The organism is Halobaculum saliterrae, from assembly GCF_009831625.1.
Classification (GTDB): domain Archaea; phylum Halobacteriota; class Halobacteria; order Halobacteriales; family Haloferacaceae; genus Halobaculum; species Halobaculum saliterrae.
Genome location: NZ_WUUS01000008.1, coordinates 17,395 through 33,492, shown reverse-complemented (window position 1 = coordinate 33,492; position 16,098 = coordinate 17,395). Strand labels below are relative to the sequence as shown.

The window sequence follows — 16,098 nt, the reverse complement described above, 5'->3', positions numbered from 1 at the left end:
CCGTCCCGTCGCGGACGCGCCGAGTCACGACAGTCGATCCGGTCTGGGGCGTCGTTTTTCACCGCTCCGCACGTCGGGGCGACCGATGCGCGACCTCGACGAGACCGACATGGAGATCCTTCGCATGCTCGCCGCCGACGGACGCCGGTCCTACAGCGACATCGGCGAGGCGGTCGACCTCTCGGGACCGGCGGTGTCGGACCGGGTCTCGCGACTTCGGGAGTCCGGCGTCATCAGACAGTTCACGATCGACGTGGACCGGTCGCTGCTGCGGGCGGGGACGCCGGTGTTGCTCCGCTTCGAACTCCCGCCGGGCGGCGCCGGCGACGTTCGAGAGTCTCTGCGTGCGAGCGAGGCGGTCGAACACGTGTTCACGACCGCCGAGAGCGACGTGGTCGCGTACGCGCGGGTCGCGAACGAGGCGGTCGACGAGTGGGTCGCCGCGGTCGTCGGCGCCGACGCGATAGACGACTACGCGGTCGAACTCGTCTCGGACGTCGACTGGAGCCCCAGCGTCAGCGCCACGGAGTTCGCGCTGGAGTGCGCCGAGTGCGGCAACAGCGTCACCAGCGAGGGCGTCTCGAGCCGCGTCGGTGGGACGCTGTACCACTTCTGTTGCCCGACCTGCGAGTCGACGTTCGCGGAACGGTACGAGCGGATGGAGGAGGGCGCGGCCGAGTCCGACTGAGCGATGGAACGACGCCCGAGCGGGCGGGCCGCCTACTCCTCGCCGAGGATGCCGCGGTGGGTCATCGCCTCCGGATCGAGCACCTCGTCGGCCTCCTCCTCGGTGAGGTAGCCCTTCTCCAGCACGACCTCGCGAACGGTCTTGTCCTCCTTCAGCGCGGTCTTGGCGACCTCGCTGGCCTTGTCGTAGCCGATCGCGGGGTTGAGCGCCGTCGCCAACGCCATCGACTGCTCGACGCGCTCGGCGGCGTACTCCTCGTTGGCCTCCAACTTCGCGACGAAGCGTTCGCCGAACACCTCGCTGGCGTTCGCCAGCAGCTCGGCGGACTGGAGGAAGTTGTGCGCCAGCACCGGCTTGTAGAGGTTGAGGTCGATCTGCCCCTCGGCGGCGCCCGCCGAGACCGCGGCGTCGTTGCCGACCACCTGCTTGTGGACCTGGTTCACCGCCTCGGCGACGACGGGGTTGATCTTCCCGGGCATGATCGACGAGCCGGGCTGGTTCTCGGGCTGTTCGATCTCCCCGAGGCCGTTTCGCGGGCCGGAGGCGAGCAACCGGAGGTCGTTGGCGATCTTGTTGAGGCTCCCGGCAACCGTCCGGAGGGCGCCGTGTGCCTCCGACATCGCGTCGTGGGCGGCCTGCGCCTCGAAGTGGTTGTCGGCCTCCCGGAACTGCGTGTTCGTCGCCTCGGAGATGTACTCCGCGGCGAGCTCCGGGAACTCGGGGTCGGTGTTGAGGCCGGTACCGACCGCCGTCCCGCCCAGCGCGAGTTCACGGAGGTGATAGCGAGTGTCGCCGACGCGCTTGATCCCCTTCCGGACTTGGGCGCGGTAGCCGCCGAACTCCTGACCGAGACGGACGGGCGTCGCGTCCTGCAGGTGCGTGCGGCCGGTCTTCACGACGCCGTCGAACTCGGCCTCCTTCTCCTCCAGGGCGGCGTGCAGTCCCTCCAGCGCGGGCAGCAGGTCCTTCTCGACGGCCTCCAACGCGGCGACGTGCATCGCCGTCGGGATCACGTCGTTGCTCGACTGGCCGAAGTTGACGTGGTCGTTAGGGTGGATGACGCGGTCGCCGACCTCGGCGCCGGTTATCTCGGCGGCGCGGTTGGCGATGACCTCGTTGGCGTTCATGTTCGACGACGTGCCCGACCCCGTCTGGAACACGTCGACCGGGAACTGGTCGTCGTGCTCGCCGGCGATGACCTCGTCGGCCGCCTCGACGATCGCCGCGGCGGTGTCCTCATCGAGGTGTCCGAGGTCGCGGTTGGCCTGCGCGGCCGCCTTCTTCACGACGCCCAGCGCGCGGACGAAGCGCCGTCCGAACGTCACGCCACTGATGGGGAAGTTCTCGACGGCTCGCTGTGTCTGTGCGCCCCAGTAGGCGTCCGCGGGAACCTGCATCTCGCCGAGGCTGTCGGACTCGGCTCGGTATCCCTCCTTCTGGTCGATGTCGTCGCTCATACGGGATGCCTCGGGTGCAGTCGTCGTAAAAGGCACCGATACCGCGGCGGCGCCGATGCGTGTTTCCCGCTTCGGCCCGTGGGTCCACCATGTCGACGTACCGACGACGTGTCCGTGTAGCGGCCCCGTTGGACGAGGTGTGGGAGTTCCACTCGGATATCTCCGGACTCGAGGCGCTGACTCCCGGCTTCATGAACCTTCGCGTCGAGCGCGTCGTCGGTCCCGACGGCGAGCCCGATCCCGACGCCCTCCTGGCTGGCACCGATATCGAGATGAGCGCCCGCCCGTTCGGCGTCGGCCCGCGGCAGACGTGGACCTCCCGGATCGAGGACCGTGAGGAGGACCTCGACGACGGCAGGGCGTCGTTCGTCGACTCGATGGAGGGAGGTCCGTTCCCCATGTGGCGCCACACCCACCGGTTCTACGAGCGCGGCGACTCGACGGTCGTCGACGACGAGGTCCGATACGAGCTGCCCGGCGGCGCCCTCGGCAGGACGGTCTCGCCGCTCGGCTGGGTGGGCTTCGAGCCGATGTTCCGGTACAGACACCGGACGACGCGCGAGCTGTTGGAGCAGCGGTAGCCCCGAACCGGCCGCGACCGGGACTCGGCCGCCGTCAGGACTCCCGAGCCCGTGCCGTCGTGATCACGCCGGCGAGCACGACGCCCCCGCCGACGAGCGTCACGAGCGAGGGGAACTCGGCGAGCAGCACCATCGCGAGGATCGTGCTGCCGACCGGCTCCCCCAACAGCGAGACGGAGACGACGCTGGACTCGACGTGCGCGAGCGCCCAGTTGATCACGGTGTGACCGAACACGCCCGGTCCGGCGGCCATCGCGAGGAACAGGACCCACTCCTCGGTGCCGTAGCCGAGCAGCGGGTGACCGCGAGCGAGCGTCGCCGCCAGCAACGTGAGCGCACACGTCGCGTACACGACGACGACGTACGGGAGCAACGGCAGTCGCTGCCGGAGCGAGCGCCCGAGGAGCACGTACGCGGCGGCCATGGCCGCGCCCAGTACCGCGAGCGCGTTCCCGTACACCGGGTCGGGACCGGCGACCGCCGGCGCGGCCCCGAGCAGCGCGTCGCCGACGCTCATCACGGCCATCCCGACGAGCGCGACGGCGATCCCTGCGACGGTCTTCGGGCCGACCCGCTCGTCGAGGAGCGCCCACGCGCCGGCGACGACGAACAGCGGTTGCGCCTGCACGAGCGTCACGCTCGCGGCGACGCTCGTCCACCGGAGGCTCTCGAACCACGACGCGAAGTGGACCGCGAGCGCGACCCCCGACAGCACCGCCAGCAGGAGGTCTCGGGTCCCGATCTTTCCGAAGGCGGCCCGGTCGCGCGGACGGGCGAGCGTGATCGGTAGCAACAGCGCGATCGTGAAGACGACGCGGTACAGCGCCTTCACGAGGCTCGGAGCGCCGCTCCACTCGACGAGGATGGCGCTCGTCGAGACGGCGACGACGGCGACGGCGAGGCCCACGAGCGGGGGGACGCGCTCCTCCAGCGCGTCGATGGCGGCGAACGTCGACACGTTCCGGTGCTACGCGGGTGCGTGGGTAGCGCTTGCGGTTCCGTTCAGGGTGGCCGGTACCGGTCCGTCACGCTCGGTCGGGTCGACGGTCGATGTGGCGAACTGGCGACGCGGGAGTATCGTCCGTCAGCGGCCGGATATCCGACGGATCAGTCCGCGGGCGTCGCGTCGCACGACCGCTGTACGCCCGCGGGCGGGGAGTCAGGTCACGGGGGCGGTGGTCCCGTCATCCCGCAAGAAGGTTCGCCGGTTCGCTCGTTCTTCGCGAGGGCGCTACGACTCTGCGGTAGGGTCCACTTCGCCGGTGTAATCCGGGCGCGTCTCGTACTCTATCGGGTCCTCGATCCCGAGGCGCTGGAACGCCTGCAGGCGGAAGGCACAGGCGTCGCAGGTTCCGCAGGCGGGCGCCTCCTCGCGGTAGCAGCTCCACGTCAGGTCGTACGGAACGCCCAGTTCCGCGCCACGGGCGGCGATGTCGGTCTTCGAGTCCTCGACGAACGGGACGACGATCTCGATGGCGGTCTCCGGCTTCGTGCCGACGTCGACCATCCGCTCGAACGCCTCGAAGAACTCCGGCCGGCAGTCGGGATAGCCGGAGTAGTCCTCCGAGTGGGCGCCGACGAAGACGGCCTCGCAGTCGTTCGCCTCGGCGTAGGAGACGGCCATCGAGAGGAGGTTCGCGTTGCGGAAGGGGACGTACGAGGAGGGGATGCCGTCGTCCTCGGCGTCGAGGTCGGCGTCGTCGACCGCCATCGAGGAGTCTGTGAGCGAGGAGGCGCCGATGCGCGCGAGGTGATCCGTCTCGATGTGGAGGAATCGGTCGGCCGGCACGTCCAACTCCTCGCGCAGCGCCTCGGCGCACTCGCGTTCCTTCGTCTCGGTGTTCTGGCCGTAGGAGGTGTGGAGGAAGTGGAGATCGTAGCCGCGCTCGCGGGCCTCGTAGGCGGTCGTCGCGGAGTCCATCCCGCCCGAGACGAGGACGACGGCGCCGGGAGGGTCGGACTGGTCGGCGGTCGGTACCGCGGTGTCGGTAGGGTCGGTGGGGTCGCTGGGCATGGTGTCGGTAGGGTCTATGGAATCGGTCGGGTCTGTGAAGTCGGTGTCCGATACGGGGTTCACGTCTCGGGGGCGTCGTTCCAGATGTCGACGTGGATGCGCGGCGTGTATCGAAAGCCGTACTCGACAGCCAACTCCGCGACCGTCTCGCGTGTGCCGGCCAACTGTTCGCGGGTCCGCCCCTCGGGCATGAGCAGCACCTCGTCGTTCGGCAGATCCACGCTCGCGGCATCGCGAACACGGTCGACGAGTTCCGTGATCTCCGCCATGTCGTCGCGCCCGGTGGCGACGAACTTCAGTTGGCTCTCGTACCGCTCCACGAGGGTGGCGAGCGCGTCGATATCGATCCGGTTCGCTTCGTGGCGGTCGGCCCAATCGCTTGCTGGTTCGGCGTCGTCGCCGCGGGCGTCGACGGCCGCCTCGGGGATGCGCTCCGGCGTCGGCGTCGACGAGGCCAGCTTCGGGCTGACGCTGACGAGATCGATCGGCGTTCCCTCGGGCGGGACGACGGTGCCGTTCGTCTCGACGGTGAGGTGGTGGTCGTCGCCGAGTCGACGGAGGAGTTCGAAGCTCTCCCCGTGGATCGTCGGCTCGCCGCCGGTGAGCACGACGTGATTCGGATCGCGGGTCCGCACCTCCTCGACGATCTCGTCGACCGCCATCCACGCGTGTGTCGGCTCCCACGAGGTGTGATACGAGTCGCAGAACCAGCACCGGAGGTTGCAGCCGCTCGTTCGCACGAACGTGCTCGGGACGCCGACGAGTCGTCCCTCCCCCTGAAGGGACGCGAACAGCTCGTTGATCGGGAGCGATGACCCCCCGGCTTCGGACTCGGGTCGGTCGACCTCGCTGGTGACCGGCACGGATCAGACCCCGCCCGCGCACAGTTCGGCGGTCTCGCGCACCTCGACGGCCACCTCCGAGACACGGTCGGGGAGTCGCTCGCGGAGCCGGTCCTCCAGCACGACCGACAGCACCTCGGCCGTCGGCGGCGCGTCGAGGACGACCAGCGCGTCGCCGTCGCCGGCGGCCTCGAACGCCTCGACGAGCGGGTCTCCCGACTCCAGGAGGAACCGGTGGTCGAACTCGCCGACCGCGTCGGTCACCTTCCCCTTGTCGACGACCCACCCCTCGGCGCCGAGGCTCCCGGCGACCCTGACGGTCGCCTCGTAGTTGTGGCCGTGCGGTCGGCTACACTTGCCGTCGTGACGGAGCAACCGGTGCCCCGCGGAGAACCGGATCGGTCGGTCGCCGCCGACGACGAGTTCCCGCTCGCCCGCGTCGGCGAGCAGCTCGACGACCGCGTCATCGTCGGTCGTGGACCGTTCATGGTCTTCCTTTGATATGCTCTCAATCATACTTCTGGAATATCTCGTCTCGCATAAATAGCTGTCCGAACGGATCCTCGGGTCAGCGGTCGGGGACACGGCGAGACCAACGCGGCGGCGGCAGTTTTTGTCCATGACGGCCGAAGGACCCCCGTGAGTTCGGACGACGACACGAGCGACGATTCCCCCGGCCCCGTTCCGGTCCGTGTCCGGCACGACGACGGCGAGGTGACGCTGCACGTCGAGCGAGGCGCGAGGCTCCGGGACGCGCTGCTCGCCGCCGACCGTGACGCCGGCGCGGATCTGGATCTCTCCCCGTACGCGACGGCGACGGAGCGTCTCAACTGCGGCGGGCGCGGTCTCTGTGCCACGTGCGGGGTCCGGGTCATCGACGGCCCGAACGCGTCCCACTGGCACGACTCGCTCGCGGAACGGTTCGGCTACCCACGGCTGTCGTGTCAGATCATCGTCTCAGAGCCGATGACCGTCGCACTCGTCACGGACAAGCGGGTGTGGGGCGGGCGCGAGTAGTCGTCGTCGGGGTCACACGCGACCGCCGACCGCCCGTCGGACCGCGCCCGCGACGTCGTACGTCCCGTCGAGCATCAGTCGCGTGTACCATCCCGACAGGCGCGCGAGCCAGTTCAGCAGTTGGAGACCCAACAGGAGGACGAACACGCCGACGAGGGCGACCGCCGCCGCCTCACCGAGGGTCGTGACGCGCCAGGCGTCGACCCGGAACACCGTCTCGTAGCCGACGAGCAGGCGGTTCCAGCCGAGGTACAGCGCGGGGTGGAACTCCACCGGGCGATCGGTCACCACGCCGACGTACAGTCCCGGTTGATCGTAATACAGCGGGACGAGCAGGAGACTGACGCCGGTCGTCAGCGTGCTCGTGATCAGGGTGAACGACGCGATCCCGAGGACCAGTTTGCTCGGGAGGTACGCAAGCGCCGTCCACGTGCTCCGGTCGGTCGCGAGCGAGACGAGTCGTTCGCGGCGTGAGTCCCCGGGGAGTTCGGGGCCAGAACGGTCTATCTCCACGCCGAGAAGCGCTGTCGCGAGCCACCGCTCCACCCCCGCCAAGCCGAGGGCGAACGCGACAAGCAGTGCGAGCAACGGGATCCCGACGACCACGAACGCGAGTCCGATCCCCAGCGGGACGCCGACCGCGACGAGCAGGAAGTACGCGAAACCCAGCGGGACCGCCAGCGCGAGGTACGCCAAGTTGCGATACGTCTGGCGCCGAAACGGCGAGAGGAGGAACGAAGCGACGCCACGTCCGACGCCGACGTTCGCTCGCGAGGACATACATGCGAACGAGTCAGATATGAGACCATAAACGTTCGGGACGGTCTGGCGGCGCTGCAACCGTGTGCCGGTCGTTTTGCGTGTCGTCCGGGTACGCCGGGACGATGTGTCGACACCGACGGCGGATTCGGGACGCTTTTGCCGGCTGCTCGACACGACAGTGACCATGGGCGGGGACGACGGGGGCGGGATCGTCGACCTCCTCGGCGACGACTACGCCCGAACGATCCTCCGGGAGACGTACGGCGACACGAAGTCCGTCGAGTCGCTCTCTGAGGCCTGCGACGCCGACTCCTCGACCGTCTACCGCCGGGTCCAACGCCTCCACGACGCCGGCCTGCTCGAGGACGAACAGCAACTCGATCCGGGCGGCCACCACTACAAGACGTATCGGGCCCGCGTCAGGGCCGTCCACCTCGAACTGTCCGACGACGGCTTCGAGGTGACCGTCGACCGGCCCGAGTCCGACGCCGCGGACCGGTTCACGCGGCTGTACGAGGGGTTCAAATGACGACTGCAACCGCCGTCCCGGCCACGCTCCCGGCGCTCCAGACGACGACCGGCGGATCGCCGACTGTCGTCCTGCTGGTGTTCGCCGCGCTGTTCGTGGCCGTGGTGCTCTCGCTGTACCTCGCCCGTCGCCTCTACGACGGCTACCGGGACAGCGGCGGTCGACGCCGGCTCCTGCTCGGCGTCGGGCTCGTGCTCGTGACGACGGTTCCGATCCTCCTGCGCCTGCTGCTGTCGAACGTCCCCGGAACCGACCCGGCGGTTCGATCGCTCGCCGTGACGACCAGCCAACTCGTCGGGCTCCTCGTCGTGTTGGGGGTGATCTATGACCGCCGTTGACGCGGGCACGCTGTTGTTCCTGACGGCCGCGGCGACGGCCCTCACCGGCACGCTCGTCGCCGTAACGGCCTATCGAGGGTATCGTCGCCACGACAGCGACATGATGCGCTATCTCGCGGTCGGCATCGCCCTCGTGGCGGTCGCGCCGTTCCCGATCACCTACGGCGTCGCGCCGCTGGGCGGGCTCGACGACGCGACGACGCTGCTCGCAGTGTTGTGTGTGAACGTCGCCGGACTGCTCGCGCTGATCTACTCGCTGGACGGCACCTGACCGGGAACCCGTACTTGTATCCTTCGACGGTCCGTCGGACGAACAGCCGGCGTTCCCGTTTTACCGAGGATCGGACCAGAGACTTCAGTGTCGCATGACGACGACGAACTACCGGGACGCGCTGGCCTCGTTCGCCGGCGCACCCCTCGATCCCCGCACGTATCGAAGCCTCCTGTACCTCGCGCTGGCGGTCCCGCTCGGGTTCGGCTACCTGATCGCGTTCTCGGTGGCCGGATCGCTATCGCTGGGGCTGAGTGTCACGATCCTCGCCCCGGTGGCGCTGCTGGGAACGCTGCTGCTCGCGGTCGCGGTCGTCTGGGCGGACGCGAAGCTGACGGCCGGCCTCCTCGGCGTCGAGGTGTCGCCGTGGTTCCCGTCCCGGGACCTCGGGGTCGTGGAGTTCTGCAAGCAGCTAGCGTTCGCTCGCTCGACGTGGACCGGCCTGCTGTACCTCTGCTGGCGGATGGTGTTGGCAGTGATCGCGCTCGTCGTGTTGACGACGGGCCTGTCGGTGGCGTCGGGACTGCTGATCGCGCCGCTCGCGTACGGCGAGTTCCTGTTGGTCGACTACCAGCTCGGGGTGTACCGCGTGAACACGCTCCCGCGGGCGCTCGGCGCCGCCGTGGTCGGCGGGCTCGTCGGTCTGCTCACGCTGTACGCCGCGAACCTCCTCGGCCGCGTCGCCGCGGCGGTCACCTCGACGCTCATCGACGGCGAGGACGACGGCGACACCGAGGCGGTCGGAGGCCCCGGTTCGGACGGGACCACCCGATCTGACACCTGAGACACCGCGGCGTCTGACGCCTGAGACACCGCGGCGCTCTTTTCGGCGTATCCTTCAGGACGACACCCCCGTCGACCCGCACGGTCCCCCATGGGGACCTCGACGGTGGCGGCTCGCGACCCGGAGGGACCGCCGATCGTGGATCTGAAACGCTCGACCGTGGGACGAGTGCGATCAGTCTCGGCGGCAACCGTCTGGAAGCCTCCCGAAAACGAGGAAGACGAGGAGGAGGGCCGAAACGGAGGACCGTGTTCAGTTCAGCGGGGAGACCGTCGCGTCGCCGGTGCGGGTCTCGACCGCGAGGGCGGGACCGCCGTCGCCGAGCGTTCCGGTCACCGAGTCGTCGGTTCGGGTCGCGTCCGACAGCGAGACTCCGGAGACCGACACGTCTCCGGTGCTGGTGGCGACCCGAAGGTCGGCGTCGACGTCATCGCCGACCGCGACCGCGACGTCGCCGGTTCGCGACTCGATCCGGACGTCGCCGTCGACGTCGGGAACGTCGGCGGTCACGTCGCCGGTCTGGGTCAGGGCGCCTCGGATCGCGTCCGGGCCGGTCACCGTCACGTCGCCGGTCGACGCCGCCGCCCTGACCGACCCGGCAACACCGCGGAGGCGGACGTCGCCGGTGTCCGTCTCGGCGTCCACGTCGCCGTCGACGCCCTCGACGGAGACGTCCCCGACCGAACTCCGGACCGACGACACCGGGAGGGATCGGGGCAGCGTCACGTCGATCGACATCGACGGGCGACCGCCGAGGAACTCCGTGTCCCCGGTGAACTCCGAGCGGAGGACGAGGTCACCTCCCGACCGCTCGACCCGGAAGGCGAGATCCGAGAGGTCGGCCGTGACGCTGCTGGCCTGTTTCGTGATCCGCACGTCGACGTCGTCGCGCTCCTCGGCGCGGAGGGTCACGTCACCCAGATCGGTTCGGGCGACGAGCCGCTCCGCGCCGTCGACGGCGATCGTCTCGTCGCGCTCGCTTCGCTTGCCGACGAACGGCGTCGCGCCGCTACAGCCGGCGATCGATGCAAGGAGGGCCGTTGCGCCGCCCGCGAGGACGCGGCGACGCGTGAGGTGTCCGCTCACGTTCCCGCGTTCGACCGGCCATCCCTTCAACCGATGACGAGCCATGTCGGCTCGACAACTCGTAGAAGCATTTATGTAGGATGGTGGTCGGCTTCGTCGCCGCCGGATCGGTCGCTTCGCTCCTCGCTGCGGCGGCGACAGGAAGTCCGGGTTCCCCGATTTGAACGGGGGGCAAGCCGATCTACAGTCGGCTGCTCTACCAGGCTGAGCTAAACCCGGATACATCAACAGATACCCGCCGATTCGGACTTAAGGGTTCTCATTCGACCCCGCATCGTCACGCCGAGCCACGGCCCCGTCGCGGGGTTTATCGCCCGCGGCGAACACCGCGCGGACATGGCCGACGACGAGAGCAGACAGGCGACGTTCGGCGCCGGCGGCGAACTCTCCGAGCGCGACCCCGACGCCGACGGCGCGAACGACTTCGGCGAGCCGAAGGAGGCCGACGAGACCGACGGCGGGTTCAACCGCTACGCGGTGTCGAGTCTGCTTCAGAAGGCGGTTCGCCGCTCCGACGAGGAGGTCGCCGCGTGGGCCGCGTGGGAGCTCGCTCGTTCGGGGTTCGCGTGGAACCTCTGGGACCGCCTCCACCTGTACGTCGTCGAGGACCTCCGCGCCGGCCAGGAGGTCGCCCTGCTGGTCGAACGCTACGAGGAGCTCGCGACCGAGCGCTGGGAGCCCGCCGAGTGGCGCGGGCGGATCTGTGCGGTCCACGCCGCCCTCGCGTGCGCCCGGGCGACCTCCTCGCGCGAGTCGCCGAACGCCGACGAGTTCTTCCGCAACGCCGCCGAGGCGCGGGCGGAGGCACACGAACGCGGGGAGGAGCCGAGTATCGACTTCCCGGTCGGCGAGTTCGAACCCGGCGGGGAGTACGACGTCGCGTTCGACAAGCACACCGGCGAGGGCAGTCGTCTGGGCCGCGGCGGCGAGTTCTTCAAGACACACGGCGCCCGGGTCGGTCCGGAGGGCGAGGACGACCAGAGCGCCCGCTGGCAGCGGCTGAACATGGCGCTCCACGAGGTGGACTTCTCCGAGGAGCAGATCGAGCACGCGATCGACCCCGTGGACTCCGATGAGAAGTGGGAGGAACCGTCGTTCGAGGACGAACGCGGGAGCGACGACCCGTGAGGCGGGCGTGCATCGATCGATCCGCGAGGCTCGTCCGACTCGGCGACGCCCTCGGGACCGAGCACGTCGCGATCAACCGCTACCGAGTCGCTCCCGGCGACGGGTTCCCCGGCGGCCTCCACGCCCACGCCGATCAGGAGGAGGTGTTCGTCGTCGTCGCCGGGGAGGCGACGTTCGAGACGCTGGAGGGCGATGTGACAGTCGGCGCGGGCGAGGCGGTTCGGTTCGCCCCGGGCGAGTTCCAGACCGGCGAGAACCGCGGCGACGGCGACCTCGTGGCGTTCGCGATCGGCGCGCCCCGCGGGACGGACGACGTGCGCGTTCCGGCACCGTGTCCGGACTGCGGTGGCGAGGAGCTACGGCTCGATACCGCCGGGGCGAACCTGACCTTCCGCTGTCCCGACTGCGACGCTGAACACGTGCCTCGACCGTGCCCCGACTGCGGCGACGACGCGCTCGGGTTCACGACGGACGACGAAGATCGGCCCGTCGTCGAGTGTGGCAACTGCGGGGCACGGTTCACGGACGCACCGCTGGAGCACTGACTCGGGAACCGCCTACTCGACGGTGCGCTCGTGGACGCGGACGCCCTTCTCCGCGAGGTGGTTCATCTGTCGCTGCGCGAAGTCCTCCTCGCTGGTCCCGCGCGTGGCGAGCACGTACACCAGCGCGGAGCCGACGGGGCGCATCGTGCGGCCGGCACGTTGGGCGCCCTGGCGCCGGCTCCCGCCGAGCCCCGACGCGACGATCGCGAGCCCGGCGTTCGGCAGGTCGATCCCCTCGTCGGCGATCCGCGAGACGACGAGCGTGTCGCGCTCGCCCTGCCGGAACTCCTCGAACAGGCGCTGGCGGACGTGGTGACGCGTCTCCCCGGAGACGAACGGGACGCCCAGCGCCGCCGCGATCGCCTCCCCCTGTTCGAGGTAGTCGACGAAGACGAGCGTCCTCGCGTCGCCGTGGCGCTCCCGGAGGCGACGCACCTCCTCGGCCTTCGCGGGGTTGCGCGCGGCGGCCATGTGCCGCTGACGGCCGTCGGCGCTGGCCCACTCGTTCTGCGCCTCCTCGTCGCGCCACGGGACGTACCGGATCTCCACCTCCGGCTCCTGCACGAAGCCGGCGTCGAACAGCGCGCCCCAGTCGGTTCCGATCGGCGGGCCGATCAGCGTGAAGATCTCCTCCTCGTTGTCGTCCTCCCGTATCGGAGTCGCCGACAACCCGAGGCGGTGTTTGCTCTGAAGGTCCGCGGCCCGACGGAATATCGGCGCGGGGATGTGGTGTGCCTCGTCCATGATCACGAGCCCCCACTCGCGGGAGTCGAACAGCGACCGGTGTCGGTCCATCCCCGCGGTCTGGTAGGTCGCGATCGTCACCGGCGCGATCTCCTTCTCACCGCCGTGGTACTCTCCGATCTGCGCGTCGTCGAGGTCGGTGTGTTCCAGCAGATCGGCGCGCCACTGCCCCGCGAGTTCCCGCGAGGGGACGAGGATCAGCGTCTCGCCGCCGACCGCCTCCAGAACGCCAAGCGCGGCGACGGTCTTGCCCGATCCGGGCGGCGCGACGAACACTCCCGCCCGCTGCTCGATGAACCGGTCGACCCAGTCCGTCTGGTACGCCCGAAGCTCCGCCTGCAGCGTCACGTCGAGGGGTTCCCCCGACTCCAGATCGCGCTCGTCGATCACGGGGTAGCCCGCCTCGTACAACACCCGCTTCACGTGGCCGATCTCCTCGTCGTTCACCCACGACTCGGTGTCCGAGAGGTCCGCCTGTAGGACCGTCTCGTCGAGCTTCTGGCGGGCGACGTTGCCCATCAGCTCCTCCCGGTCGGCCTCCAGCACCACGTAGCCGTCCTCGTGAGTCCGCAGGCGGAACTGGCGTGCCCGCTTCCACTGGTTCTCGGCCCACTCCTCCAGGTGCGGAGAGCGCCGGGGCAGCACCGATCGCATCCGCGCGAGCAACCCCGAGAACTCCTCGAACGGCGCGGCCCAAACGTCCTCCTGCCGGATCTCGTAGAGGTACCCCCGGGTTCCCGGCTCCGTCCCCGTGGAGTCGACGAGGTGTGCGAAGTCGGCGAGCATCGCACGAGTGTACTGCGTCGGCTGATCGACCACGATCTGGCGCCGCGTCGGAAACATGACCACCCGTTCGCGCTCGGCGAGGTCGCCCCACGAGGTCGGGTAGTACACGACCGGGTCCGACTCCACGTCGACGCGCTCGACGGTTCCCTCCTCGGCGAGCGCATCGAGGTGATCACGCGCCTCGGCCTGCGTGCGGTCGGTCTCACGGGCGACCTGTGTGGCCGTGAGTACCGGCCGCTGTGCCGCCTCGACGGCGTCGTAGAACCGGTCGATAGTGAGGTCGGCGGGGGTCTCGTCGGCGACAACGTCGCCGTCCGTCTCGGTGTCTGCGCCGCCGGCACCGACGCCACCGCTGTCACCACCGTCACCGCCCGCGGCCGGATCGCCGGCGTCGTCAGTCATTGGCCTCGATACGTCGCCGGCGCGTAAAGGAACCGCGCTCGGCGGTCGCCCTCGGACGCGGACCGAGAGGTGGCGCCCACCGTGGTCAGTGTGCGCCGCAGGGGAGTTCACACAGCTCCCGCTTCGAGCGGAAGCGCGCGCCGCAATCGACGCATTCGACGTGACCGTCGCCCGCGGCGGTGTGAACGTGGTGACCGCCGACCGCGAACGGTCGGGTGACGACGCGCGGGCGGATCCGGCCGGGGATCTGTCGTTCCTTGTGCTCGGAGAGGTCCGCGCGCAGCTGGATGGTGTTGACGTCGGCGTCGTCCCAGCGCTCGGACGCCGTCGCGGCCTCCCAGTCGGCGATCTCCGTCCAGCCGGTGACCAGCACTGGGGAGGGCGTGTCAGTGTCGCCGATGACGATCACGAACCGCACCCCGTCGCGAACGATCGCGAACCGCCAGCCGTCCGTGGAGTTCCAGCGGAGCTGGCCGTTCTCGATGGCGTCGCCGGCGACGGGAAGCGTGATGTAGCGACCCTGCTGGCGCAGTCGATGTCGAAAGTGGTCCGTCTGCGCGTATCGTCCGGGGTCGCGTTCGGGCGGGGCCGAGACGTCACGCGCCCGTTCCGGTGTGTCGGGCGTGCGGGTGCGTGCCCGGGTGTTCGTGGACGAGCCGCCGCGACCGGTGTGCGCCGACGCCGCGCGGGCGTCAGCGGCGCCCTGTCGGGAAGCCACTGTGTCGGGAACTGTGCGCTCCGAGTATATACCTATTTCCCCGACAACACGGCGTTCGGACGCCGATCGGAGTGTGGACCAAACGGTAGTCGGTGGCTACCGTGGTCGCGGGGAGCCGTGGAGGGGAGCGTCCCCCGAGAACGGGGCGAGGCTACCCGAGGAGGCCGAGGGCCTCGATCCGGTCGACGATCTCCTCGACCGCCTCCTCGGCGTCGTCCGTGCGCTTGCCGCCCGTGATGACGATCTTCCCCGAGCCGAACAGGAGGATCACCACGTCGGGCTCGTCCATCCGGTAGACGAGCCCGGGGAACTGCTCGGGCTCGTACTCGACGTCCTCGAGGCCGAGACCGATCGCGAGGGCGTTGAGGTTGAGCTGGTGGCCCAAGTCGGCCGACGAGACGATGTTCTGGACGGTGATGTCCGGGTCGTCCTCCACCGGGATCTTCAGCCCGCGGAGCTTCTCGAAGATGATCCCGAGCGCCTCGTGCACGTCGTCGATGCTCTTCGCCCCCGTACAGACGATCTTTCCGGAGCGGAAGATGAGGGCGGCCGCCTTCGGTTCCTGCGTCCGGTACACCAGCCCGGGGAAGTTGTCCGGGTTGAAGTCCGCACCCGGAAGGTCCTCGGCCAGCGCTTCGAGGTCGAGCTCCTGCCCGATCCCCGTCGATGCTACAACGTTCTGAATCTCGATGGATTCTGCCGGGTCCGTCATGCGTCGTCGTTCCTCTGGATTCCTTTATAAACCGCGGGGTTATAAAGCCGGGTGTCTCCGCGGTCGCCGCCCCCCGGTCACCGGTCGCGTCGGGGGTCGTTCGACGAGGCGTCGGCGGCGTCGCGCTCGGCGAGCACCTGTCGGACCACCGATATCCCGCAGTCCGCGAGCGACGCGGCGGACGCCGGGGACAGATCGAACCGTTCGCAGGCGACTGCGGCGCCGACCACGGCCGGCGACGGGGCCACGTCGCCGTCGCCGATTCCGTCGCCGGGTCCGGGTGGCTCCTGCGTCCCCGTGGCGGGTCCCGTAGCCGGGCGGTCCCGGTCGGACCGCAGACGGAGGCCGGACCACGCGGCCAGCACCGCGGCGGTAGTCATCGAGGGCACGGCGACGGATTCGCGAGACTGCGGATCGAGCACGGTCTCACGGTCGTGACCGTCGGCGAGTTCGTCGGCGTGGGTCCGAGGATCGGTTCCGGTAGGGGCTGGTCCCTCCCGGAGGGGGTCGAGCGCGCCGACGAGCGCGAGCGCGTCGCGCGACTCGCCGACCGTCACCGCGTGCTCGACGGCGGCGTTCTGCACCGCCTCGATCGGTCGTTCCGGGTCGGGGCCGCGTCTCATCGGTCGGATACGGGGGAGAACCTGTCGACGTTCGTCATCACTTCCGATAACGTACCCAGTAAATTTATGTC

20 protein-coding genes and 1 tRNA gene are annotated in these 16,098 nt (G+C 69.7%); 9 read left to right on the top strand and 12 right to left on the bottom strand.

Going from position 1 to position 16,098, the window contains the following annotated elements; genetic code table 11:
- The first annotated feature begins 85 nt into the window (after nt 1-85).
- Nucleotides 86-688 (top strand): AsnC family transcriptional regulator, encoded by a 603-nt coding sequence (locus GRX01_RS12910; protein ID WP_159668140.1) that lies wholly within the window; start codon nt 86-88, stop codon nt 686-688.
- A gap of 32 nt (nt 689-720) precedes the next feature.
- Here GRX01_RS12910 and GRX01_RS12905 read toward each other — a convergent pair whose 3' ends face one another.
- Nucleotides 721-2,145 carry a class II fumarate hydratase gene (locus tag GRX01_RS12905; RefSeq protein WP_159668137.1) on the bottom strand — a complete coding sequence of 475 codons (1,425 nt, stop codon included), beginning with the start codon at nt 2,143-2,145 and terminating at the stop codon, nt 721-723.
- Nucleotides 2,146-2,234: 89 nt separating this feature from the next.
- Here GRX01_RS12905 and GRX01_RS12900 point away from each other — a divergent pair, with 89 nt between their 5' ends.
- On the top strand, nt 2,235-2,726 hold the full coding sequence (locus GRX01_RS12900) for an SRPBCC family protein (RefSeq protein ID WP_159668134.1): 492 nt from the start codon (nt 2,235-2,237) through the stop codon (nt 2,724-2,726).
- Nucleotides 2,727-2,760: 34 nt separating this feature from the next.
- On the opposite strand, the gene GRX01_RS12895 is transcribed toward GRX01_RS12900, so the two are convergent.
- From GRX01_RS12895 to GRX01_RS12880, 4 genes are all read right to left on the bottom strand, one after another.
- Nucleotides 2,761-3,684: a DMT family transporter gene (locus GRX01_RS12895; protein ID WP_321168093.1), complete on the bottom strand. Its 924-nt coding sequence runs from the start codon at nt 3,682-3,684 to the stop codon at nt 2,761-2,763.
- 273 nt (nt 3,685-3,957) lie between these two features.
- Nucleotides 3,958-4,740 (bottom strand): 7-cyano-7-deazaguanine synthase QueC, encoded by a 783-nt coding sequence (queC, locus tag GRX01_RS12890; protein ID WP_159668131.1) that lies wholly within the window; start codon nt 4,738-4,740, stop codon nt 3,958-3,960.
- A 59-nt stretch (nt 4,741-4,799) separates the two neighbouring features.
- Nucleotides 4,800-5,603, bottom strand: a complete 804-nt coding sequence (locus GRX01_RS12885) for a 7-carboxy-7-deazaguanine synthase QueE (protein WP_321168092.1) — start codon at nt 5,601-5,603, stop codon at nt 4,800-4,802.
- Between the two features lie 3 nt (nt 5,604-5,606).
- Nucleotides 5,607-6,098 (bottom strand): 6-pyruvoyl trahydropterin synthase family protein, encoded by a 492-nt coding sequence (locus GRX01_RS12880; RefSeq protein ID WP_159668128.1) that lies wholly within the window; start codon nt 6,096-6,098, stop codon nt 5,607-5,609.
- Between the two features lie 123 nt (nt 6,099-6,221).
- Between GRX01_RS12880 and GRX01_RS12875 the strand changes: the two genes are divergently transcribed.
- Nucleotides 6,222-6,599, top strand: a complete 378-nt coding sequence (locus GRX01_RS12875; protein WP_394351387.1) for a 2Fe-2S iron-sulfur cluster-binding protein — start codon at nt 6,222-6,224, stop codon at nt 6,597-6,599.
- Between the two features lie 12 nt (nt 6,600-6,611).
- On the opposite strand, the gene GRX01_RS12870 is transcribed toward GRX01_RS12875, so the two are convergent.
- Nucleotides 6,612-7,379, bottom strand: coding sequence for a sensor domain-containing protein (locus GRX01_RS12870; protein WP_159668125.1), 768 nt, complete (start codon nt 7,377-7,379; stop codon nt 6,612-6,614).
- A 166-nt stretch (nt 7,380-7,545) separates the two neighbouring features.
- On the opposite strand from GRX01_RS12870, the gene GRX01_RS12865 reads away from it, so the two are divergent.
- The 4 genes from GRX01_RS12865 to GRX01_RS12850 all read left to right on the top strand — a co-directional run bounded on the left by GRX01_RS12865 (nt 7,546) and on the right by GRX01_RS12850 (nt 9,283).
- Nucleotides 7,546-7,890 carry a helix-turn-helix domain-containing protein gene (locus GRX01_RS12865; RefSeq protein ID WP_159668122.1) on the top strand — a complete coding sequence of 115 codons (345 nt, stop codon included), beginning with the start codon at nt 7,546-7,548 and terminating at the stop codon, nt 7,888-7,890.
- Entirely contained in the window at nt 7,887-8,228 is a 342-nt protein-coding gene (locus GRX01_RS12860) for a hypothetical protein (RefSeq protein ID WP_159668119.1), read from the top strand. The genes GRX01_RS12865 and GRX01_RS12860 overlap by 4 nt, the downstream gene beginning before the upstream one ends.
- Nucleotides 8,215-8,499: a DUF7521 family protein gene (locus tag GRX01_RS12855; RefSeq protein ID WP_159668116.1), complete on the top strand. Its 285-nt coding sequence runs from the start codon at nt 8,215-8,217 to the stop codon at nt 8,497-8,499. The genes GRX01_RS12860 and GRX01_RS12855 overlap by 14 nt, the downstream gene beginning before the upstream one ends.
- Before the next feature lie 94 nt (nt 8,500-8,593).
- Complete coding sequence (locus tag GRX01_RS12850; protein WP_159668113.1) at nt 8,594-9,283, top strand: sensor domain-containing protein; 690 nt, start codon at nt 8,594-8,596, stop codon at nt 9,281-9,283.
- Nucleotides 9,284-9,535: 252 nt separating this feature from the next.
- On the opposite strand, the gene GRX01_RS19520 is transcribed toward GRX01_RS12850, so the two are convergent.
- Together GRX01_RS19520 and GRX01_RS12840 are read right to left on the bottom strand one after the other, a co-directional pair.
- A complete protein-coding gene (locus tag GRX01_RS19520) occupies nt 9,536-10,369 on the bottom strand; it encodes a DUF4097 family beta strand repeat-containing protein (protein ID WP_159668110.1) in 834 nt (277 codons plus the stop codon).
- A 145-nt stretch (nt 10,370-10,514) separates the two neighbouring features.
- A tRNA-Tyr gene (locus GRX01_RS12840) sits at nt 10,515-10,588 on the bottom strand.
- A 117-nt stretch (nt 10,589-10,705) separates the two neighbouring features.
- On the opposite strand from GRX01_RS12840, the gene GRX01_RS12835 reads away from it, so the two are divergent.
- Nucleotides 10,706-11,497, top strand: a complete 792-nt coding sequence (locus GRX01_RS12835; protein ID WP_159668107.1) for a hypothetical protein — start codon at nt 10,706-10,708, stop codon at nt 11,495-11,497.
- The gene (locus GRX01_RS12830) at nt 11,494-12,042 is read left to right on the top strand and encodes a cupin domain-containing protein (protein WP_321168091.1); all 549 of its coding nucleotides are present in this window, start codon (nt 11,494-11,496) and stop codon (nt 12,040-12,042) included. The genes GRX01_RS12835 and GRX01_RS12830 overlap by 4 nt, the downstream gene beginning before the upstream one ends.
- Nucleotides 12,043-12,054: 12 nt before the next feature.
- On the opposite strand, the gene GRX01_RS12825 is transcribed toward GRX01_RS12830, so the two are convergent.
- The 4 genes from GRX01_RS12825 to GRX01_RS12810 form a co-directional block, all read right to left on the bottom strand.
- On the bottom strand, nt 12,055-13,974 hold the full coding sequence (locus GRX01_RS12825) for a DEAD/DEAH box helicase (RefSeq protein WP_159668104.1): 1,920 nt from the start codon (nt 13,972-13,974) through the stop codon (nt 12,055-12,057).
- Nucleotides 13,975-14,059: 85 nt separating this feature from the next.
- On the bottom strand, nt 14,060-14,692 hold the full coding sequence (locus GRX01_RS12820; RefSeq protein WP_321168090.1) for a hypothetical protein: 633 nt from the start codon (nt 14,690-14,692) through the stop codon (nt 14,060-14,062).
- A 151-nt stretch (nt 14,693-14,843) separates the two neighbouring features.
- Nucleotides 14,844-15,404 carry a TATA-box-binding protein gene (locus GRX01_RS12815; protein ID WP_159668101.1) on the bottom strand — a complete coding sequence of 187 codons (561 nt, stop codon included), beginning with the start codon at nt 15,402-15,404 and terminating at the stop codon, nt 14,844-14,846.
- A 77-nt stretch (nt 15,405-15,481) separates the two neighbouring features.
- Nucleotides 15,482-16,027 (bottom strand): hypothetical protein, encoded by a 546-nt coding sequence (locus tag GRX01_RS12810; protein WP_159668098.1) that lies wholly within the window; start codon nt 16,025-16,027, stop codon nt 15,482-15,484.
- Between the last annotated feature and the right edge of the window lie 71 nt (nt 16,028-16,098).

Coding starts and splice junctions, on each gene's coding strand:
- GRX01_RS12910 (WP_159668140.1), top strand. CDS start 86: ATGCGCGACCTCGACGAGACCGACATGGAGATCCTTCGCATGCTCGCC.
- GRX01_RS12905 (WP_159668137.1), bottom strand. CDS start 2,145: ATGAGCGACGACATCGACCAGAAGGAGGGATACCGAGCCGAGTCCGAC.
- GRX01_RS12900 (WP_159668134.1), top strand. CDS start 2,235: ATGTCGACGTACCGACGACGTGTCCGTGTAGCGGCCCCGTTGGACGAG.
- queC (WP_159668131.1), bottom strand. CDS start 4,740: ATGCCCAGCGACCCCACCGACCCTACCGACACCGCGGTACCGACCGCC.
- GRX01_RS12880 (WP_159668128.1), bottom strand. CDS start 6,098: ATGATTGAGAGCATATCAAAGGAAGACCATGAACGGTCCACGACCGAC.
- GRX01_RS12870 (WP_159668125.1), bottom strand. CDS start 7,379: ATGTCCTCGCGAGCGAACGTCGGCGTCGGACGTGGCGTCGCTTCGTTC.
- GRX01_RS12865 (WP_159668122.1), top strand. CDS start 7,546: ATGGGCGGGGACGACGGGGGCGGGATCGTCGACCTCCTCGGCGACGAC.
- GRX01_RS12860 (WP_159668119.1), top strand. CDS start 7,887: ATGACGACTGCAACCGCCGTCCCGGCCACGCTCCCGGCGCTCCAGACG.
- GRX01_RS12855 (WP_159668116.1), top strand. CDS start 8,215: ATGACCGCCGTTGACGCGGGCACGCTGTTGTTCCTGACGGCCGCGGCG.
- GRX01_RS12850 (WP_159668113.1), top strand. CDS start 8,594: ATGACGACGACGAACTACCGGGACGCGCTGGCCTCGTTCGCCGGCGCA.
- GRX01_RS12835 (WP_159668107.1), top strand. CDS start 10,706: ATGGCCGACGACGAGAGCAGACAGGCGACGTTCGGCGCCGGCGGCGAA.
- GRX01_RS12825 (WP_159668104.1), bottom strand. CDS start 13,974: ATGACTGACGACGCCGGCGATCCGGCCGCGGGCGGTGACGGTGGTGAC.
- GRX01_RS12815 (WP_159668101.1), bottom strand. CDS start 15,404: ATGACGGACCCGGCAGAATCCATCGAGATTCAGAACGTTGTAGCATCG.
- GRX01_RS12810 (WP_159668098.1), bottom strand. CDS start 16,027: ATGAGACGCGGCCCCGACCCGGAACGACCGATCGAGGCGGTGCAGAAC.